The organism is Vibrio tapetis subsp. quintayensis, assembly GCF_030409945.1.
Classification (GTDB): domain Bacteria; phylum Pseudomonadota; class Gammaproteobacteria; order Enterobacterales; family Vibrionaceae; genus Vibrio; species Vibrio quintayensis.
The window spans coordinates 69084-89101 of record NZ_JAUFQV010000043.1 but is presented as its reverse complement, the minus strand read 5'-3'; the positions used below and the strand labels follow the sequence as shown (position 1 = coordinate 89101).

General features: G+C 44.2%; 18 protein-coding genes. 9 read left to right on the top strand and 9 right to left on the bottom strand.

Annotated features, from left to right (window positions below):
- Positions 1–81 precede the first annotated feature (81 nt).
- Positions 82–819 (top strand): SDR family NAD(P)-dependent oxidoreductase, encoded by a 738-nt coding sequence (locus QWZ04_RS21415; RefSeq protein ID WP_290330294.1) that lies wholly within the window; start codon positions 82–84, stop codon positions 817–819.
- A gap of 169 nt (positions 820–988) precedes the next feature.
- Here QWZ04_RS21415 and QWZ04_RS21410 read toward each other — a convergent pair whose 3' ends face one another.
- Both QWZ04_RS21410 and QWZ04_RS21405 read right to left on the bottom strand, forming a co-directional pair.
- Entirely contained in the window at positions 989–1483 is a 495-nt protein-coding gene (locus QWZ04_RS21410) for a YcxB family protein (protein WP_290330293.1), read from the bottom strand.
- Positions 1484–1753: 270 nt separating this feature from the next.
- The gene (locus QWZ04_RS21405; RefSeq protein WP_290330292.1) at positions 1754–2647 is read right to left on the bottom strand and encodes a LysR family transcriptional regulator; all 894 of its coding nucleotides are present in this window, start codon (positions 2645–2647) and stop codon (positions 1754–1756) included.
- Positions 2648–2758: 111 nt separating this feature from the next.
- Between QWZ04_RS21405 and QWZ04_RS21400 the strand changes: the two genes are divergently transcribed.
- Entirely contained in the window at positions 2759–3961 is a 1203-nt protein-coding gene (locus tag QWZ04_RS21400; protein WP_290330291.1) for an NADH:flavin oxidoreductase/NADH oxidase family protein, read from the top strand.
- Positions 3962–4205: 244 nt separating this feature from the next.
- Here the strand turns inward: QWZ04_RS21400 and QWZ04_RS21395 are convergent, their stop codons facing one another.
- Positions 4206–4601 carry a VOC family protein gene (locus tag QWZ04_RS21395; protein WP_290330290.1) on the bottom strand — a complete coding sequence of 132 codons (396 nt, stop codon included), beginning with the start codon at positions 4599–4601 and terminating at the stop codon, positions 4206–4208.
- A gap of 25 nt (positions 4602–4626) precedes the next feature.
- A complete protein-coding gene (locus QWZ04_RS21390) occupies positions 4627–5466 on the bottom strand; it encodes a helix-turn-helix domain-containing protein (RefSeq protein ID WP_290330288.1) in 840 nt (279 codons plus the stop codon).
- Positions 5467–5760: 294 nt separating this feature from the next.
- Between QWZ04_RS21390 and QWZ04_RS21385 the strand changes: the two genes are divergently transcribed.
- Positions 5761–7251: a SulP family inorganic anion transporter gene (locus QWZ04_RS21385; RefSeq protein ID WP_290330287.1), complete on the top strand. Its 1491-nt coding sequence runs from the start codon at positions 5761–5763 to the stop codon at positions 7249–7251.
- Between the two features lie 10 nt (positions 7252–7261).
- Positions 7262–8107 (top strand): universal stress protein, encoded by an 846-nt coding sequence (locus QWZ04_RS21380; protein ID WP_290330286.1) that lies wholly within the window; start codon positions 7262–7264, stop codon positions 8105–8107.
- A gap of 109 nt (positions 8108–8216) precedes the next feature.
- Here QWZ04_RS21380 and QWZ04_RS21375 read toward each other — a convergent pair whose 3' ends face one another.
- Positions 8217–8954, bottom strand: coding sequence for an SDR family NAD(P)-dependent oxidoreductase (locus QWZ04_RS21375; protein WP_290330285.1), 738 nt, complete (start codon positions 8952–8954; stop codon positions 8217–8219).
- A gap of 149 nt (positions 8955–9103) precedes the next feature.
- On the bottom strand, positions 9104–10063 hold the full coding sequence (locus tag QWZ04_RS21370) for a nitrilase family protein (RefSeq protein WP_290330284.1): 960 nt from the start codon (positions 10061–10063) through the stop codon (positions 9104–9106).
- Between the two features lie 98 nt (positions 10064–10161).
- Between QWZ04_RS21370 and QWZ04_RS21365 the strand changes: the two genes are divergently transcribed.
- Together QWZ04_RS21365 and QWZ04_RS21360 are read left to right on the top strand one after the other, a co-directional pair.
- A complete protein-coding gene (locus QWZ04_RS21365; RefSeq protein WP_290330283.1) occupies positions 10162–11037 on the top strand; it encodes a LysR family transcriptional regulator in 876 nt (291 codons plus the stop codon).
- A gap of 138 nt (positions 11038–11175) precedes the next feature.
- Complete coding sequence (locus QWZ04_RS21360) at positions 11176–12135, top strand: transposase (RefSeq protein WP_290330282.1); 960 nt, start codon at positions 11176–11178, stop codon at positions 12133–12135.
- Positions 12136–12447: 312 nt separating this feature from the next.
- On the opposite strand, the gene QWZ04_RS21355 is transcribed toward QWZ04_RS21360, so the two are convergent.
- The gene (locus tag QWZ04_RS21355; RefSeq protein WP_290330281.1) at positions 12448–13362 is read right to left on the bottom strand and encodes a LysR family transcriptional regulator; all 915 of its coding nucleotides are present in this window, start codon (positions 13360–13362) and stop codon (positions 12448–12450) included.
- A gap of 202 nt (positions 13363–13564) precedes the next feature.
- Here QWZ04_RS21355 and QWZ04_RS21350 point away from each other — a divergent pair, with 202 nt between their 5' ends.
- A complete protein-coding gene (locus QWZ04_RS21350) occupies positions 13565–14662 on the top strand; it encodes an alkene reductase (RefSeq protein ID WP_290330280.1) in 1098 nt (365 codons plus the stop codon).
- Between the two features lie 76 nt (positions 14663–14738).
- On the opposite strand, the gene QWZ04_RS21345 is transcribed toward QWZ04_RS21350, so the two are convergent.
- A complete protein-coding gene (locus QWZ04_RS21345) occupies positions 14739–16625 on the bottom strand; it encodes a methyl-accepting chemotaxis protein (RefSeq protein WP_290330279.1) in 1887 nt (628 codons plus the stop codon).
- A 346-nt stretch (positions 16626–16971) separates the two neighbouring features.
- Positions 16972–18120 (bottom strand): iron-containing alcohol dehydrogenase, encoded by a 1149-nt coding sequence (locus QWZ04_RS21340; protein ID WP_290330278.1) that lies wholly within the window; start codon positions 18118–18120, stop codon positions 16972–16974.
- Positions 18121–18280: 160 nt separating this feature from the next.
- Between QWZ04_RS21340 and QWZ04_RS21335 the strand changes: the two genes are divergently transcribed.
- Positions 18281–19207 (top strand): AraC family transcriptional regulator, encoded by a 927-nt coding sequence (locus tag QWZ04_RS21335; RefSeq protein WP_290330277.1) that lies wholly within the window; start codon positions 18281–18283, stop codon positions 19205–19207.
- Between the two features lie 126 nt (positions 19208–19333).
- Positions 19334–19954: an LON peptidase substrate-binding domain-containing protein gene (locus tag QWZ04_RS21330; protein ID WP_290330276.1), complete on the top strand. Its 621-nt coding sequence runs from the start codon at positions 19334–19336 to the stop codon at positions 19952–19954.
- Positions 19955–20018 lie beyond the last annotated feature (64 nt).

Genomic DNA, 20018 nt, shown 5'->3' with positions numbered 1-20018 from the left:
CAAATTGGAAATACAAAACTGACCTCGCTCTATTGCATGTAGTGGTAAAGCAGGTAATCAATTAAATTTTGGAGATATACAATGGCAAATTTTGAAAAGAAAGTCGTATTAATTACCGGTGGTGGTACTGGCATCGGTAAGGCAACAGCATCTAACTTTATTGCTCAAGGTGCAACGGTCGTCATCACAGGGCGCAGGAAGGAAGTTCTTGAAAAAACGGCACTAGAATTGGGTGCGCAATGTTACACAATTACTGGCGACATAAGTAAAAACGGCGAGCCTAAACGAATCATTGAGGAGGTTATTAGCAAATTTGGGCAACTAGATATTCTGGTTAACAATGCTGGAACGGGTGCCATGGGCCCCCTATCACAAACAACGGATGAAGTTATTGAGAGCATCTATCGTACTAACGTATTTGCGCCGTTGGCACTCATTCGTGAAGCGACCGTTCATCTTGCGGAAACTAAGGGTATGGTGATCAACATTACTTCTGTCGTAGCAAGCGGCATGATGCAAAATGGCACCGCCTACGCTTCTTCTAAATCAGCACTAGAACATGCAACTCGATTACTTGCAGCAGAACTTGGCCCTATAGGTATTGGAGTTAACGCCGTTGCCCCTGGCCTTACCGACACGGACATCACTGAAGAAGTAAAAGCAAACGAACAAATGATGGCTATGATCATCGCACAAACACCGATGGGACGATTAGGAAAACCGCAAGATGTCGCGAATGCCGTGATTCTAATGGCCGATACCCGTGCTAGTTGGATCACAGGCCAATGCGTTCAAGCTGGAGGTGGTTATTTGCTGTAGCGTCTAAAGCGTATTGTTCATCCGCACTCGCACCAGGTCCAGCCTTTGTCAAAAGAACGGACTGGGTGCGAGTTTTAGTTTATCTAAGCGGACAGGCACCAAATAATGTCTAGTTTTCGTTTCTCTAACAGTTTATCTAAGCGGACACACACCAAATAATGACTAGAGGTTAGTCCTTTTTAAATGCTTCGACCTGCTCTACCATGAAGGCTACCACTTCATCGTTTAAGCAAGATTTACTGATATATTGGCGCTGTTTGCCCATATGAAGGATAAAACCAAAATTGCTTTGCTGAAGTTGGTCTATTTCACTCCACGCGATGTTACGGGCATTTTTTCCGCTTTTATAATTCACACCGTCAGAGTTAACCTGCAACACGACTTTTTTGGGTGGGCCCATGCTGAACGTTTGTCGCCACAACCACCAAGTTCTCTTAAAATAAACGCTGAGCGCCTCAATGAAACTCAAAGTAATAAAGAACCAACCCAGATAACCGTTAGGTAGTAGCTCAAATTTCACTAAAACCACGCCAAAAATAAGAAAAAGTATTCCTTTTAAATAGGCTTTTGGAAATTCAGTCGGTTGACTAGTTTGATCGTAACACTCTGCGAAAAAGGGCTTGTCGAGGGTGTATTCTGTGGTGAAGTTAAAATCTTTAGACATAGTTGGCTACTTTGAGGTTTTCTGTGAAGGCGTATCCCATGCTGCGACCTCGCAACTTGAGTATTGTATCGCTTATCGAGGCTTTTCTTTAGCTGTTTTACTCCTATTTTGTAAATCAATGATACGGGTAAGATCGACTCTCGCCAATGCCAGTTTGATAGTAAATAATGCCGATAAAAGATAAGGGCGGACAGATAAGGTGCAAACATGGCTAATTTTGACGGCGAATATTTTAAGGGTGGGATGCTGCATGGTTATTCAACAAAGTTATCATGCAACGATTTGAGATACTTTCCTCCGAAGTAGTTCCCGAAAAGCAATAACAGCAGGACTTACCTGCTCTCGGCTTGGACAGATTAGATTTAGCTCTACCGATGGTGATTCAAAGTCTGGTAAAAGCTGTACAAGTTGCCCGCTATTAAGATCTGAGTAGAGATCTATCTGAGAGCGGTATGCGATTCCTTTGCCATTAACTGCCCACCTACGAACTATGTCGGTATCATTGCTGATTCGGTTGCTATCTACTTTGACCTTGTATGTGCCAGAGTGGTCAGCGTACTCCCAACAGTTAAACAAACGACCAGCCTTGCGGTGCAATAAGCAATTATGCTCCCTCAAGCTTTCAGGATGCAACGGCTCTCCATATCTAGATATATAAGCTTGAGAGGCGCAAGTGATCCTACTCATGGTAGCGATATGAAATGAAACCATAGATGAATTTTCTGGCTTCCCATAGCGAAGAGCCATATCAACCTGCTCAAGAAAAAAATCTGAAATAGAATCGCCTACTGTCAGATCAATCGATAATAAAGGGTGCTCATTCAATAACTCTTCTATCCACGGTAAAAGTGTATTGCGGCCCAAATCAGATGAGACAGATAATCTGAGATTACCACTTACTTTTCCTTGTGTCTGATGTGCGGCTATACGACCTTGTTCCAAACTCGCTAATGCCTGACGGCAATGAAACAAGAACTGCTCTCCTTGTGGCGTTATTCTCAGTTGTCTAGTTGTTCTGATAAGCAGTTGTACTTCCAAGTTTTTTTCGAGCCTTTTCAGCGCAGTACTGACAGCTGCAGGAGTAATACTTAGTTGGTTTGCAGCCTCGGTTATGCTGCCCGTTTCCACGATTCGAATGAATAAATTGAGATCTGATATGTTCATTGTTAAATAATTTTTAAAAGTATATCAACCATTACTGTCTTTTTAGTTTACTTAAGATCTGGAACAATGTCTCTATCGCTATTAATAACGATGGTGATCAGAGAGGCAGATATGACCCAACCATTACACACCGAAAACTTACTTAACCGTCCTTTAGAACTCCCATGCGGCGCAGTCATCAAAAACCGCCTGATGAAGTCTGCAATGTCTGACTCACTCGCTGATGGAGAGGGAAATCCTACTCAGGCACAATCTCGACTCTATGAACGATGGGCTGAGGGTGGTATTGGGTTATCGGTTGTCGGAGAGGTTCAAATTGATGCACTATTTCCAGAAAAACCAGGAAACCTCGTATTATCAGAACAGTCTGATATCAAAACTCTGCAAGCATTAACTTCACGCGCTGTAATTAATAACGCACACATCTGGCCTCAACTTGGGCATGCAGGTGGATTGGCGTATCAACCGTTGAGTAAACCCAAAGGGCCATCAGCCCTTTGTATTGGAGATTTCGAGTGTGATGGGATGTCCGAGCAAGACATAGCCTTATTGCCACATCAGTTTGCTAAATCCGCAGCAATTGCGAAACAAGCAGGATTTACAGGTGTACAGATTCATGCAGGACACGGGTTTCTACTAAGTCAGTTTTTATCACCACTCTTTAATCATCGAACGGATCAATATGGAGGGTCGGTAGAAAACCGCTCCCGTATTATTATTGAAGTAATTGCGGAAGTAAGAAGAACTGTTGGAGATACTTTCCCTATTGGTATAAAAATAAATTGCACAGATCAGCTCGAACGCGGTTTAACTCAAGAAGACGCATTAGAGGTCATTTCCCTTCTCAACACAACGTCTGTTGATTTGATTGAGATAAGTGGCGGATCTTATTTTCCTGGGGCAGAATCCAGTACAGACAACGCTTCAAACGGCCCGTACTTCATTGATTTTTCGGTAAAGGCTAAAGAATTAACAGATATTCCTTTAGTGGTGACGGGGGGCTTTAAAAAGCGGGAGCAAGTAATAGATGCCTTATCTATAAATGCAGCGGACTCCATTGGCCTTGGGAGAGCATTAATACTCAGACCTGATTTACCAAATGAGTGGATAGAGGGAGAAAGTGTTACATTTGACTTCCCAAAATTTAAGTCACCGCCGCAGGGGGGAGTCACAGCTTGGTATACGATGCTTCTTACGGCTATAAGTCATGACAAGGAAAAAGAGTTCAACTTAGAGCTATTGCCAGCAATTCAGTCCTACGAAAATCGTGATAAAGCCCGTATTTCGAAATGGCAGGCGAAGTATCAACGGTAATACACCAGCTAAACCCTAGAAACGCATAACTGTGCGTTTCTAGGGTTACTATTTCTGAAGTTAGATTTATTTATGGTCGCATCCTTTCGTTCACTTATTTCGTTTTCTAACCATAAATATAAGTACAGTAATTCCCATGGCACTATTTGCTTCTTAGTAATCGCATCAACAAACTAAGGAGCATTTCCGCGGTAGAACCCCACACCTCTAATAAGCCCACAACTAAGGTATACACCAACAGCTTCTACTGGGTAGCGGCTTGATGCTGAACAATATCGATATTGATACCAGATGGGTCTTCCACCATAAAATGAATTTGGCCCCACACCTCTTCTTTTAATGGCATGGAGACATTCAAATTAAACTCTTTCGCTTGTTCATACGCGCGAGCGGCATCCATGACTTCCAAACTGATGACATAGCCAGTTGGGTCAATTAGACGTTGTAAAAATTCCGGTTGAGATGGATGGTTTGGTACTAGAAACCCCAGTTGTACACCACTGTCCATTGAAACCAAATGGAGATAGAAATCTTCCTGATAGTACACCGCTTTAAACCCAAAAATTGTTTCATAAAAAGCTTTAACTTGTACTAAGTTTTCTGTAACCATCACCGGAAACATTGCGCTAAATTCAATCATAGTCTTCTCCAAAACGAGTTATGTTTTACGACCCTTTGTCGTTAAGGAGAATAATGGGCGATGGTGACGATGTTCTATTGTACAAAACGGACATCTTGGAAAAGTTCTGAGGCGTAACTCCTGTTAACTGGTTAAATTCCCTAGAAAAATGTGATTGATCGAAATACCGCTCAGCCCAAACCATATTATCTCGCTTGATTTGCCAAACTCTGAGCGTGTTTTGAAAACGCAACACTTTACAGAACGCTTTAGGACTTACCCCTAGATATTGTTGTGTAAGACGCCTGAGCTGCCTGTCGGTAATCCCCAATTGTTGAGGCGCTAACTCCTTCAAGGAAAAAGAACGATTGGGTTGATAACAATACCGAATGAATTGTAACACCCTAGGGTCAATCACAGGCCTTTCTATATGTTGGAGCATTGCGCTGGCAACACGGTGGCTTGTTTGTGCAAAACCGTCATTGAAGGAGCATGACTCCTGAAGTTGGTCAATGAATGAGGGAAGTAACAACTCTTTTAATGGCGTCTGATGATCGGCGGATCTCCATTCGCTAACAGGCTCAGATAGCAAAGCGTGTTGCCCGAGCAACCGAAATCTCACGCCAAAATAACGAGTAGGCCCGGTGAGCGGAAACACGATAGGAGATGTGAATGGCGACACCAATACCGCATCATCCAAGTCACTAAGATTGAAAATAAGGTCTACACAGTTATCTGGAACACTTAAATAAGAAAACTCACCACAAGGCACATGTAATTGCCAAAAATAATGAACCCAATCGCTCAAAGGATGAGGAGGTATCCAAGTTTGGTATCGATTTTCGTGTACTTGACCTTGAAAAGGTTTAGGTTCAGATATCTGCATCTGCTAAGTATACCGTGCTTCCGCAATTCATATCGCTCAAATGTAAATAAAACGTTAACTCAAGCGTTTTGTGTCGCGACTGCAATTTCTGCCCACTCACAAAAATAAACTTCGAGTCTTAGGCCTTTCTTTTGCAATCTTAGATTACTCGTCAGACGACACGGAAAATAACGACTAGGATCACATTTTTGCCATGGAGAGACTGAATGTCAATTACGCCGCCTTAACCCCTTCCCCCCCGAAATGCCCTTTCAAAGCAACTCCTCTCTATACAAAACTAGACTGAGAATACTCATGATAGAAACAATTAAACGTGATTGGTTTTCCAATCTGCGTGGCGAAATGCTGGCCGGCATTGTGGTCGCACTCGCTCTGATCCCTGAAGCCATTGCTTTCTCAATAATTGCAGGTGTCGATCCTAAAGTCGGGCTTTACGCCTCATTCAGTATTTCTGTAATCATCGCTATCGTCGGAGCGCGGCCAGGAATGATCTCCGCGGCAACAGGTGCGATGGCGCTTTTAATGGTCACTCTTGTTAAAGACCACGGACTACAATATCTACTGGCCACCACAATACTCACGGGCATCATTCAGATTGCCGCTGGTTATCTTAAGCTTGGTGATCTCATGCGCTTTGTGTCGCGCTCTGTCGTCACTGGCTTTGTTAACGCACTGGCCATCTTGATATTTATGGCTCAATTGCCCGAATTAACCGATGTCACTTGGCACGTTTATGCCATGACTCTCGCAGGGTTAGCGATCATTTATCTTTTCCCTTATGTGTCTTATATTGGCAAATTGCTCCCCTCGCCTTTGGTATGCATAGTCGCCCTGACCCTTGTGGCCATCACCTTTGGCATTGACGTTCGGACTGTTGGCGACATGGGTGAACTACCAGACACTTTGCCGATTTTTCTGTGGCCTGATGTTCCATTGAACCTCGAAACCTTCACCATCATTTTCCCTTATGCGGCAGGCCTTGCCGTTGTTGGCTTACTTGAATCCATGATGACCGCCACTATAGTGGACGATCTCACCGACACCACCAGCAATAAAAACCAAGAATGTAAGGGGCAAGGTATCGCCAATATCCTATCGGGCTTGGTTGGCGGTATGGCGGGGTGTGCCATGATAGGTCAGTCAATCATTAACATAAAATCGGGTGGTCGCGGGCGGCTTTCGACGTTATGTTCTGGGGCATTTTTGCTGATCATGGTTGTATTTCTTAGTGACTGGCTCAAGCTAATCCCGATGGCGGCATTGGTTGCTGTGATGATCATGGTGTCTATCGGGACTTTCTCTTGGAGTTCTATTCGAGATCTAAAATCACATCCTCTGTCGACGAACATTGTTATGGTGACCACGGTTATTGTTGTTGTCACTACCCACAACTTAGCCATCGGCGTTTTTGTTGGTGTGTTGCTTGCGTCACTTTTCTTTGCAAACAAAATAGGCCGGTTTATGGTCATCAAAAGTGAATTAAACAAAGGCAGCCAAGAGCGTCGTTATCACGTTGTCGGCCAGATCTTCTTTGCTTCCTCCGATCAATTTATGCAGTCTTTCGATTTTAAAGAGGTTGTCGAACGCGTCACCATCGACTTATCCAACGCTCATTTCTGGGACATCACTTCAGTATCATCTTTGGATCGTGTGGTGATCAAATTCAAACGAGAAGGCACACAAGTGACCTTGATCGGCATGAATGACGCAACACAAACCATTGTCGACAAATTTGGCGTGCATGATAAACCTGCAGAAATCGAAAAGTTAATGGCCGGACACTAAGGAGCGACATATGAAAAACATCATAGCCTGTATCGACGGGTCTGTTCACTCACAGCACGTCACTCATATTGCGATATGGACAGCGCAAAAGCTGTCGGCCCCGCTCACCTTGCTTCATGTTCTTGAAAAGTCATCGGTAGTGGAAAGTGAGCTATCGGGCACCATTGGCCTAGGAAGCCAAGAGCAATTGTTGCAAGAGCTTGTTGATTTGGATGAAAAGCGCGCAAAATTGGCTCTTCAGCACGGTACTGCTGTGCTTCGAAATTTGAAAGCAAGCGCAACTAACGCTGGGGTTAACGATATCGCCATGCTGCAAAAACATGGCAGCCTAGTGGAAACCTTGATAGATATTGAACCAGAAACTCGTGTGGTGGTGATGGGACGCTCAGGCGACATCCACAAGAATGACGCCAAGGCGATAGGTTCTCAGTTAGAAAGCGTTGTTCGCATGGTAAATGCTCACTTCTTACTTGCTACGTCTAAATTCAGCGCTCCCAGTGACTACCTATTAGCCTTTGACGGCAGTGAAATCAGTCACAAATTGGTTGAAAAAGCCATTCAAACTCCGTTGCTAGAGGGGATGACGTGTCACCTTGTTATGGTCACAGATGGAAAGGAAAACACGGATTCATTTTTAAGCGCGTCATTACGGTTAAAAAACAAGGGCATTACGGTGATTGAAACACAGCTTGAGGGGGAGGTTCACCGTTCAATTCTAGATTATCAAGAAAGTCAGAACCTTGGAATGATTGTGATGGGCGCGTATGGGCACTCAAAGCTTCGTCAGTTTTTTGTTGGTAGCAACACAACGAAAATCATTGTTAATTCTGACGTGCCACTGCTCTTAATCCGGTAATCAAAAACACGGCGTTTCATCATACAGGGAGCCTGAATGGGCTCCCTTTTTATGCCAACAGGCAAACGCTATTCTATTTACCGATCTTACGAGCAACTAGGCTCCAGTTTTAAGCCAGTGATATTCCACCGTCAACCACCAACGTATGACCGATAATATAACTGGCTTTATCTGATGTTAAGAATTCGATCGCATCCACTATTTCTTTGCTCTGTGCAAAGCGTTTTAAGGGAACTGCGTTTTCAACGTCGGCTTTTAGTTCAGGCTTATCTACTGTTCTTTCTTGCCAACGAGGCGTCCACGTTACCCCTGGAGCGACCGCATTAACTCGAATCCCTTTCTCTGTCGCTTCTAAGGCCACAGAGCGAGTTAATCCTTCTATTGCGTGCTTAGAGGCTGCATACATGGCAGCATTAGGAGTGGGTCTTATCCCGTTAATGGAGCTGACATTGACGATTGCTCCTCCTTGCTTCATCAAATTTAGTTCATGCTTCAAACACAGAGCATGAGACCAAAAGTCTTGCATCATCGTTGCGTGCAATAGGTGGGTCTCTACCGAGGAAAATGCACCTGATGACTCTAATTTAGGTGAGGCGTTATTAATCGCGATATCAATCTGCGAATATTTCAACGTGAGGCTTTCGAAAAAATGCTCAACCTGTTCCGTGTCGGAGATGTCTACGCTGTAATAGTCGACACTCGCTAAGGTGGGGTTGTCTTTCACTGTATTCTGCCAATAAAGCGAGTCTCTTGAACAGGTGATCACTTGATAACCCAGCTCTAAAAATCTCAATACCGATTCGTATCCGATACCTTTACTGCCACCTGTAATTAAAACAACGCCCATGATTACCTCGTTTATAACCTTTGTTAGTAGAGTTAAGACCTTAGCAGTGAAATGGCATGCACAATAGAATGAGTCAATATCTCGCCGCCAAGATCACAAAATAACCAGCCGGCCTCATCATCGGTTCACGTTCTCGCATGAACTACCTGCTAGTCTTCTGAAAAACGTGCACAAAATGGTGACAGCTCATTTCCCTGCTCAATGGTTAGATCACGGTACAAATCTGGACGGCGGCCTCTTATCCAGCGCTTACCGGTGCACATTTTGAGCTCGTCTGCTTTTAAATCAGCAATAACCATATCATCATCAACGCTGTCGGTTTCTGCCAGAACCTCTCCGTATGGGTTTAGTATCATTGCATTTCCGGTTCTTACCTCATCCATATCAACACCGACGCCATTACTAAAAATGAGGAACATTCCGTTATCGTGAGCACGTGCTGGCAACCAGCGCATCAACCATTCTCGCCCCTTCTTACCCTGCATTTCTGCACGAATGGCGTCTGGGTTTTGTTTTCTGTTATGCCATAACTGCGTGTCGATAAGCCCCATTGCGTTAGGGCTACGCGAATTACACCCTCCTGTTTGGTGCGGCGCAATGAGAATATCTGCGCCTTTTAACGCTGTAATTCGGACATTTTCGACGAGATTATTATCCCAGCAGATCAATATTCCGACTCGGCATCCGTGGGGCGTATCGAACACGGTAAATTCGTTGCCACTTGTCATGTGCTTACTCACGAAGGTATGAAGTTTTCTGTGTGCCTCAATTCGCCCATCAGGCATCGCCATCACATAGCAGTTATAAAGATCTCCTGCCTCGTCTTTTTCAATGAGACCCGCACCAATGCTAACTCCGTATTTAGCTGACATAGCCAGCAAAGCTTGGCAACTGGATCCTTGAGGAACACGCTCCGCTAGCCCATCAATAGCCGATTTATTCAGCTTAGAAACATGCCAATACCCGGTAATACACATTTCAGGAAAAACAATCATCTCTACGCCATTTTCCAATGATCTTGATACATAATTTTCTATCACGGCTAAGTTATAGGCTTTGTCATTTGCATGATGATTAAACTGGACTGATGAGACGCGTATATCTTTCATTTTTGATTCCTTTTCGCTTTAAACTTGACAGAGCCAGTATAAAAAACAACATCCATTCTTTATAATGAAAGAAATTCCACATTTCATGAGCAACTGGAATGGATATCGACCAGCTTCGTACTTTTTGCCAACTGGCGGGCGATCGCAACTACCGAATCGCATCAGAGCATCTCTGTATTACTCAGTCAGCCTTGACGAAAAAGATTCAAAGACTAGAAGCCTATACCGGAATAACGTTATTTGAACGAGGAAGGAACGGCGCTGAATTAACTCAAGCTGGGCTCACTCTGTTACCAGAAGCAAAGCGAATGGTTGCGAGTTTTGGGGATTTTCAAACATTAACCAATAGCGTGGCAGAAGGCACAACGGGGCATCTTAATATCGGCTTTGGCATATCGTCATATCAAATAGCACCACAAGCGATTGCTCAGTTTAAGCAAATGAATCCGAATGTGCATGTCACCCTTAACGACACGCCCTCACAACATCAAACGGATGCGCTGCTGCATGGCGAATTGCAGTTAAGTTTTAATCGATTACCGGTTGCCCCTCCCCTTAAAGGAATACCGCTTCTCTCGGATCACTTGGTGATTGCGATTAATAAAAATCGATTAGTTGAAGAAGATAGATTGTGGGAGTTCTTATCCAATATCGATTACTTACGGCTCAACCCTACGAGAGGTCGTGGCTTAACCCAGCAAGTGGACACCGTTATCCACGAGCTTCAACAAACTCTAACCCCGACGCAAGAAGCCGATGATATTCTAACGCTTTTGGCTTTAGTTTCAGCAGATCTTGGTTTTACGATTGTACCATCCAGCGTTAAGAATATAGCAAATCAAAACATTCGCTTTATCTCACTAAACAGCCAAAGCTCTGAGTGGGACGTAGGCTTAATATGGAATGAAGACAAGCCGGGTTCTGTTCGAGAAAACTTTGTTCGTTTTGTTACGAACCGCTTAAGTAGGAATTAAACCTCTCCCCACCGGACACACACCAAATAGTATGACCAAACGACTGACTTTACCTCGACACCACTCCACTTCTATTCTTCAAAACTTCTCCTTTTCTACGCCATTGCTATCTTAGTAAAAAACTCATTGGAAACGTTCATGGCTACAGCAAGAAAACAGCTTATCTCCGTCGATGCAACGCCCTACTATCACTGTGTTTCGAGATGTGTAAGGCAAAGCTTTTTATGTGGCAGTGACGCCTCGACTAACAAGAGCTACGAACACCGAAGAGAATGGATTGAGCACAAAATTCAGTCCCTCACTCGCACTTATTGCATTGATGTCTGCGCCTATGCGGTGATGTCGAATCATTACCATTTGGTGTTGCACATCAATCGCGACAAGGCTCTTAGATTAAGACTGGATGAAGTGATTGAGCGTTGGAGTCGGTCTCACAAGTTGCCTGTCTTGGTTCAACGTTGGCTAAGAAAAGAATTAAAGACCCAAGCAGAGCAAGATAAGTGCATAGAAATCATCAATATCTGGCGAGAGAGGTTATGGTCATTAAGTTGGTTCATGAAAGAGCTAAACTACGACATTGCGTGTAAAGCTAATCAGGAGGATGAATGTACTGGCCACTTTTGGGAAAGTCGCTTCAAAAGCCAAGCGCTACTTGATGAAAAGGCCTTAGCCGCTGCCATGGCCTATGTGGACTTAAACCCGGTTCGTGCAGGGATAGCTAAGTCCCCTGAACACTCCGAATTTACGTCAATAAAAGCAAGGCTAAAGGCGCTTAATGACAACCTTGTAACCGCGCCTTGTTTGCACCCATTTATTGGCAATGCAACAAACAAGTTGATGGATGGAATACCTTTTAGATTAATAGATTACATCGAATTAGTAGATTGGACAGCAAGGCAGTTTCGAGAGAATAAAGCAACAATGGCTAACAATATGCCACCCATTTTGGAGAGACTTAATTTCAATCAAAGTGATTGGCTTGAAGTCTGCACCACGCTTGAAAGAAAACGTTCCACTGCAATAGGCTCACCTAGTAGTCTTGCACAAGCCAAAACGGCACTAGGTAAAACAAAAATTCACTGTTATCAGCTTGAATAGAAAATAGGTTGGCATTTCATAATCACAAACACTACGCCAGCATTAAGTTGGCTAACTGCGTTGTCTTCAAGGTCTAAATGGCTTGAAATTTCACCTAAATTTAACCACTTCGTACGCTTTTACAGAGAAAACATCACTAAATATGACCAACCAACACTGACGTGTTATTCGCTCATTACTCTCTTTCTTAGGTGTGTGTCTATTTTGCCTCTGAATCGTGTTTAGTGTGTGTCCACTTTTACGGACTGATTTTCTATTCGATCATTAGCCTCTTTCTTAGGTGTGTGTCCATTTTATGGGGAGGATGTTTGTCTAAGTCTTGTGAAATCTCTCAAACAAAAAATCCAGAAAAAGACGAATTCGTTTTGGCTGATACTTCTTACTGATATAAATAACATTCAAGTCTGCGCTAGATGCTAACGTTGAAGTATTGAAGTTTTTCATGTATCCATCAAGCACTGTAACAAGCCTCAGTTCATTGATGTCGGCCTGTACGTCCAAAATTGACTTGAGTGCTATCCCGGCGCCTTCCAATGCCCAACATCGAATCACCTCTCCGTCATCTGAGAATCGCTTGGGCGCAACCGTAATGGATCTTTTTTTGTCTTGTTCTTGGAAGTGCCATGTCTTTAATTCTTCATTGCTGCGAAGCATCACTAAGCAATCATGATCGACTAAATCTTGGGGCTTTAGTGGCGTTCCACGCTTGGCAAGATATTCAGGTGATGCACACAAAACTCGTTGACTTGGTGCCAGTCGCCTTGAGATCAAACTGCTGTCTGCAAGTTCACCATAGCGGATGACAATGTCCATACCTGACTCTGCAATATTGGAAAGATCATCATTGAGATACAAATAGGGCACAATGTCTGGATACTGTTCAGAAAACTCATTCAATATCGGAAGGATATACTGTTTACCAATGTCCTTTGGGGCGACGATCTTTAACGAACCTTTCACCTCTTTCACACCATTGCGAATCAGGGTTTCTGCCTCACTGACGTTTTCTAAAATCTCAGTACACGCTTTGTAATACAGTTCACCAGAGTCGGTGAGTGACACATGCCTCGTACTCCGATTCAGCAGCTTTACTCCGTATCTCTCTTCTAGCGACTGAAGCCTGGCCGTCATTGTAGCCGGGGAAAGTCCGAGATCGCGCCCTGCAGCTGCCAGCCCTTGATGCTTCACAATGCTCACAAACATTGCCATGTCAGAAAATTTATCCATACCAAGCCTATTGTTCAGTTTATCTGAATAATGATTTCATATTTTAACCAATTATCAAAACTAAGCGAATAAATATAATGACTGACATTGCTAACAAACAATCATTGCGACGATAAGCAAACAAGCACCGACTATCTAAAAAGATGATGGATGAATCGGTCACAAAAAGCACGTATTCAACGACTAAAATAGGGTCAACATTATGAGCAAGTTATTCCAAAAAACGAATCTAAAGAGCTTGGATTTACCTAACCGAGTCGTCATGGCTCCAATGACACGCGCTCGAACTAGTCAGCCTGGTAACATCCCAAATGACATGATGGCGACTTACTACCAACAGCGTGCTACTGCTGGCCTCATCATCTCTGAAGCCACTCAGATTTCGGACGATTCACAAGGTTACTCGTTCACTCCAGGAGTTTATACCGATGAACAAGTCAAAGGCTGGCAGCCAGTTACTAAAGCAGTAAAAGAACGTGGCGCCGCAATGTTTTGCCAACTGTGGCATGTAGGCCGAGTTTCTCATCCTACTTTCCAAAAGGGAGCGCTGCCCATCGCACCTTCTGCACTTACGCCTGTCGAAACCAAGGTTTGGATTTCTGATGAAGAAGGCAATGGCAATATGGTTGATTGCGTTCAGCCTCGTGAGATGTCACAAGCAGATATCAATCGTGTGATCGAGGATTTTGCTTATTCTGCTAAACGCGCGGTAGATGCAGGCTTTGATGGCGTTGAGATCCACGGTGGAAACGGCTACCTTATCGATCAGTTCCTGCGTACAAACTCGAACAAGCGCACTGATAATTATGGTGGTACACGCCATAATCGCATTCGTTTTCTTCTTGAAGTGGTAGACGCGGTAATCGAAGCCATTGGTCCTGATAAAGTAGGCGTTCGCCTTGCACCCTTCATCACATTTAAAGATATGGATTGCCCCGATATTGTTCCTACAATCCTAGATGCTTCGAAAGAACTGCAAGGCAGGGATATTGCTTACATGCACTTATCTGAAGCCGATTGGGACGATGCGCCCGTGATCCCCGAAAGCTTCCGCGTTGAGTTGCGAGAGAAGTTCACCAATACCATCATCGTTGCAGGAAGCTACACACCAGAGCGGGCAGAAGAGGTCTTAAACAAAGGTTACGCGGACTTAGTCGCATTTGGTCGTCCATTCGTATCAAACCCAGATTTAGTTTCACGCCTAGAGAATAATTACGAACTCGCAGACCTAAACGGCGCGACCTTGTTTGGCGGGAATGAACATGGTTATACGGATTACCCCGTGTTTCACAAAGCCTAATTATAGGAATAAAAAAAGCGACGTTATATACGTCGCTTTAATGAGTTATCTGCTTTTAAGGCGAAATAGCGCTTAATTAGGCCAGTTTAAACGTCGCCACTTTTTCACTTAAGCCCGCCGCTTGCCTTTTCAATTCGTTCGACTCTGCCAAACTGTCCTGTGAGCCAACAACCAGTTGATCAGTCACATCCTTAATCGATGTTACATTTTGAGTAATTTCACCGGTCACATGGGTTTGCTCTTCAGCAGCCGTTGCTATTTGTGTTGCCATATCACTGATTAACGCGACCGCCGAGTTGATTTCTTCAAGTGCATCAGACGCTCTGTCTGCGTCTTCTACAGAATGCAGAGCTAGCTTAGAACTGCTTTCCATAAGTTCAACCGCTTGGCTCGTCGTGCGCTGCAAGATGTCAATCGTAGACTTGATCTCTTCGGTTGAAGAATGAGTGCGTTGTGACAGGACTCGAACTTCATCCGCAACTACCGCAAAACCACGGCCTTGCTCTCCCGCACGCGCTGCTTCAATCGCCGCATTAAGAGCCAATAAATTCGTTTGCTCTGCAATGCCTTGAATGGTTGCGAGTACGGTCGAGATCTCTTGCGCATGCTTGTTAAGATCGCTGATCACATTGCCTGCTTCATTAACTTCGTTCGCTAGGCTGTTAATCGATCCTTTCGTATCAACCACCAGCGTATGGCCGTTGTTCGTGCTGGTTGCCGAATCTTGAGCCGCTTTAGCGGTTTGTTCGGCGTGCGATGCAATCTCTTGTGTCGCACTGGCCATTTCTGTCACAGCCGTTGCAACCATGGAGATTTCTTGCTGCTGGTGATCAAGCTCATTCACAGAACGGTTCGCACGCTGAGCACTTTGCTCAGACTGGCTGTTCAACTGCTCAGATTGACCACGAATGTGCCCGATCAGTTGCTGTAAACTGCCAACGAAGGTGTTGAAATTATGGGCAAGCTCCCCGACTTCATCTTGGTTTTCAACATGAATACGTTGAGTCAAGTCGCCGCTACCATTGGCAATTTGTGCCAACGCTTGCGAAACATGGTTAAGCGGACGAAATAAAATATTACACAGCAAGTTGAATAACAAAGTACAGACAATAACCACAACAAGCGTCACGAGCACCTGACCAATCACGGCATCAAATAGTGGTGCTACCAACGAATCATGGTTCACTACGCTGACGGTAATTAGGCTAGTTCCATCAATGGCACGAGCATACAGGACGTACTTACTGCCATTCAGCTCAATGGGCATGTCTTTCCCACTGGCCATCGCGATTTGCACGTCTGAGAAATTCAAACCAAGCAAGCTTATGTTTTTATTCAATAGCTTGGTGTCAGCGTGCGTATAAACCGTGCCTTTATTGGTCGCGATGAACATGTAACCTTCACCCGGAAGGATCACTTTTTCAAGGCTGTTTAGAATGTCGGTAATTTCTACGTCCGCACCGAGTACAACTTGCTCACCATGCAGTTGCATCGCTTTACCTAACGACACCACATTTGCACCCGTCGCAGCAGCAACTGTTGGATTATCCATAAAGACGTTACTTGGGTTCGCGACCGCATTGGTATACCAACCCCATTGGCGTGGATCATCGTTACCAGCAGGCAGTACGACACCATTGGCATTTTTTTGCGAACCATCAGGAAAAGCTAAGAACACATTATCAAAAGCCGCAGAATCACGAACCTGTTTAAGGTGTGTCACTAAACCCTCTTTCTTGGACTCTGTAGACAAAGATTTGAGCGCTCGTTCCTTGGATAAAATCCAATCAGACACATATTGATTGTAAGACGCTGACGTACTTTCTAATCGCTGTTCTACTTCAATATCTAATCGTTGCAATGATGCACGAAAAGAAAGTGCTTCGACCAATATCCCCCCCAGGATAATGGCCATACTAGCTGAGATCGCTAGCTTATTTTTAAGCGAGAGTTTCTTTAGCATAGGAAACCTATATATTTAAATTGTAAAAAACCAGTGGCATACTGAGCAGTTTGCCATTCGGTAACAAGCACCATATATTTTACGCCTGAAAATAAATCAAAGAACTAGCTAACTGATTGTGGTATCGATAAATGTGACAACGGACACACGTGACAACGCATTCGCCAAACTAATAGCAATTTCACTCTTTCTAATCTCAAATAGGTGCACGAATTTTGTTATTTATTGCCATATTTGAGATGAGCACAGCCATAAAAAAGCAGCGTACCAATGCACGCTGCTTTTTATTTTAGTCAATTATCGCTTTCGCCATTTATAGCGTTAGCGTGAGATCTAGATACAAACCCTAAGCAATCGCTTGTTCTAGAATTTCACGGCTTGCTTTCAAATCGATACTTTGATTTTCACCCAGTACTACCATGCCGTGTTTTTCCAACTGAGCAACAACACTGTCGACCGCTGCAGTTTTATCCGTGCCGTAATCCGTTAGCTTAACGGGAACATCTAAAGACACATAGAAAGCTTCAATCGCATCAATTGTGCGCTCAGCCAAATCGGCTCCGGCTTCTAAGCCGAATACGTTTTTGCCCATTTGCTCTAACTTAGGACGTTTATGGATGATTTGGTTACGAAGGAGCGAAGGTTGAACAATCGCCAAAGAACGAGCGTGGTCCACACCCCACATTGCCGTTAGCTCATGGCCAATCATATGTGTTGCCCAGTCTTGTGGAACACCCGTACCAATTAACCCGTTAAGCGCTTGGTTTGCCGTCCACATTAGGTTCGCACGCCATTTGTCGCTATCGCGCTCTGCGTATTGTTCGCCAAGTGTTTTTAGATTACGTAGTAACACTTCTGCGTAACCTTCTTGTACCATCGCATCAGTAGGCAATGTGATGTATTGCTCACACACATGTACCCACGCATCAACCAGACCATTCACCAACTGACGTTCTGGCAGCGATTTCATCACATCTGGGTCTAGTACAGCGAATTTCGGCTGCACTGCAGGTGCCATGAAAGCAAGCTTATCTTGAGTTTCAGCGCGAGTGATCACTGCACCCATATTTGATTCAGAACCCGTAGCTGGCAGCGTCAGAATTGCACCAATCGGCGTAGCTTCTGTTACTTTATGTTTTCCAACCATGATGTCCCAGCCGTCACCATCGTATTTTGCGGCGGCAGCAACATATTTCGAACCATCGACAACAGACCCACCACCCACAGCTAAAATGTAGTCAATGCTTTCTTGCTTCACGACAGCGACCGCTTTGTCTAACGTTTCTTTCGTTGGGTTAGGCTCAACACCTGAGAATTCAGTCCAGTCAAACCCATCGAGTGCCGCCACCACTTGATCATAAACACCATTTTTCTTGATGGAACCACCACCATAGATCACCAACACTTTTTGATCTTTGGCAATCGCATTGGCCACTGTTTTGATCTGGCCTTGGCCAAAATGAATTTGAGTCGGATTTACGTAAGAAAACTGCATGGTTAAACCTCTTGCTTAGAATTATTAAATAACATTGCTTTTGGGTATAACATGCATATTAGTCTTTAACCACCAGATAAAAAAGCCTCATTAATCGAATAAACTTGCCTATTCCTACACAGACAGTACTCTTGTAAAATTACAATAGAGGACAATATCCATGATATCTCTTGGCCAACTGATGCAACAATACGTCGACACTCGTAAACTCAATACTCTCGAAGGAATCCACCAAACAGAAATCCCCGGCGTGCTGTTCTATCGTAGTAGCAAAGGCAATAGCAGGCAGCCATTTGTTTACCAATCAGGTATTGTTATCTTAGGCCAAGGCCATAAAAACATTCATATTGGATCTACCCCGGTTGCCTATGGGCCTGAAGATTACTTGGTCGTGGGGGTACCTATGCCCCTTGAATGTGAAGCCTTGCCAGAAGAGGGGAAACCCATGTTAGGGCTTACGGTCAACATCGATTCCGCTATGCTGCACAAGCTCGTCACTCGCCTAGAGCAACTGCAATATAGCCACGAAAATCGCCACACAAACAATCATCACGCAGATACTCCTCACGCAAAAAGCACCCCATCGAATGCTTGTGGGCTAAAGTCGGTCAAAATGAATCCATGTATGCTGGATACCTGCAAACGAATAATGGTGGCTTTGTGTGATGATATAGAAGCGCAAGTCATCGGCCTTTCGCTATTAGAAGAGTTGGTATATCGAGCCTTAACGAGTGAAGAAGGCCATGTATTGTTCGACCTAGCTCACCATGAGGGCCCTTATGCTCGTGTGGCAAAAGCCCTCAATAAAGTACACCAAACCTACCACGAGCCCCTAACGGTACAATCACTCGCAGAAGAGGCAAACATGAGCGTGTCTGCTTTCCACCAAGCGTTTCGCAATGTCACGCTGGAATCACCATTACAGTACATAAAAAAAGTGCGGTTAAACAAAGCTAAAGAACTGATTCAAAGTGAAGGAAAACGCATCAGTGATGCGGCCCGTTTGGTGGGATACAGCTCGTCATCGCAGTTCAGTCGAGAATACAAGCGCCACTTTAACGAAACACCGAAAAGCGCTCGTCATTAAGAATGGCAGACAATTTAATAACGAAACAAAAAAGAGTCACAAAGTGATCGAAAGCCACCGCGTTTGCGTATTGGTCTTGTGAAAATGCTTCTAGCAAAAAAAGCAACGAGCAACGAAGGAGACGCTGTGACTGATTATAAAAATGGTATCCAGGTTAAAAGAATAGACCTACCAACATCGGCAGTACTGCCCGTATTTCCATTGCCAATCTTCATCTTATCTGGAGGGATGCAAAGATTACGCATATTTGAACCAAGGTATGTCTCAATGATCGCCAATACTAACCAAACGAATGGGTTCGTCATTGCGCACTATGATCAGGACAAAGACTATCTGTCGTCGGATTGGGGAGCACATGTACAAATTGTCGATTTCGATCAGGGCTCAGATGGCGTGCTTACCGTTGATGTATTAGCCACACGAATGGTCTCTCTCTCCCATTTTTCCTTACAAGCAGACAACTTGCTTGTCGCTCAAACTCAAACCTTGCCTCACTGGTCAATGGCGCAACATGGCGTTCAAGTACATGAAACGAGATTCGCCTCTGTTTTAAAAGACATATTCTCCGCAAATTATGAACTCAGTACCCTATACCCAACTCAGCATTTCGACTATGCTGAATGGGTAGGCGCGCGACTATTGGAAATATTGCCTTTGCCAATTGATGACAAGCACCAATTCATCCACCAGCTCGACTACGCACAGCTCGTTGCACTACTTAACTCCCTCATAGACAAACACAATTAGGCCAAATAAGTACCATTGCTTACTCTGAAAAAATAAAATGAAATTTGAGTGATCTTTTTGTGGA

Bases quoted from the DNA above. Each gene is read 5' to 3' on its own strand.
- QWZ04_RS21395 (WP_290330290.1), bottom strand. From the start codon at position 4,601: ATGATTGAATTTAGCGCAATGTTTCCGGTGATGGTTACAGAAAACTTA.
- QWZ04_RS21415 (WP_290330294.1), top strand. From the start codon at position 82: ATGGCAAATTTTGAAAAGAAAGTCGTATTAATTACCGGTGGTGGTACT.
- QWZ04_RS21355 (WP_290330281.1), bottom strand. From the start codon at position 13,362: ATGGATAAATTTTCTGACATGGCAATGTTTGTGAGCATTGTGAAGCAT.
- QWZ04_RS21390 (WP_290330288.1), bottom strand. From the start codon at position 5,466: ATGCAGATATCTGAACCTAAACCTTTTCAAGGTCAAGTACACGAAAAT.
- QWZ04_RS21410 (WP_290330293.1), bottom strand. From the start codon at position 1,483: ATGTCTAAAGATTTTAACTTCACCACAGAATACACCCTCGACAAGCCC.
- QWZ04_RS21340 (WP_290330278.1), bottom strand. From the start codon at position 18,120: ATGCAGTTTTCTTACGTAAATCCGACTCAAATTCATTTTGGCCAAGGC.
- QWZ04_RS21375 (WP_290330285.1), bottom strand. From the start codon at position 8,954: ATGGGCGTTGTTTTAATTACAGGTGGCAGTAAAGGTATCGGATACGAA.
- QWZ04_RS21360 (WP_290330282.1), top strand. From the start codon at position 11,176: ATGGCTACAGCAAGAAAACAGCTTATCTCCGTCGATGCAACGCCCTAC.
- QWZ04_RS21350 (WP_290330280.1), top strand. From the start codon at position 13,565: ATGAGCAAGTTATTCCAAAAAACGAATCTAAAGAGCTTGGATTTACCT.
- QWZ04_RS21400 (WP_290330291.1), top strand. From the start codon at position 2,759: ATGACCCAACCATTACACACCGAAAACTTACTTAACCGTCCTTTAGAA.
- QWZ04_RS21370 (WP_290330284.1), bottom strand. From the start codon at position 10,063: ATGAAAGATATACGCGTCTCATCAGTCCAGTTTAATCATCATGCAAAT.
- QWZ04_RS21365 (WP_290330283.1), top strand. From the start codon at position 10,162: ATGGATATCGACCAGCTTCGTACTTTTTGCCAACTGGCGGGCGATCGC.
- QWZ04_RS21380 (WP_290330286.1), top strand. From the start codon at position 7,262: ATGAAAAACATCATAGCCTGTATCGACGGGTCTGTTCACTCACAGCAC.
- QWZ04_RS21405 (WP_290330292.1), bottom strand. From the start codon at position 2,647: ATGAACATATCAGATCTCAATTTATTCATTCGAATCGTGGAAACGGGC.
- QWZ04_RS21335 (WP_290330277.1), top strand. From the start codon at position 18,281: ATGATATCTCTTGGCCAACTGATGCAACAATACGTCGACACTCGTAAA.
- QWZ04_RS21345 (WP_290330279.1), bottom strand. From the start codon at position 16,625: ATGCTAAAGAAACTCTCGCTTAAAAATAAGCTAGCGATCTCAGCTAGT.
- QWZ04_RS21385 (WP_290330287.1), top strand. From the start codon at position 5,761: ATGATAGAAACAATTAAACGTGATTGGTTTTCCAATCTGCGTGGCGAA.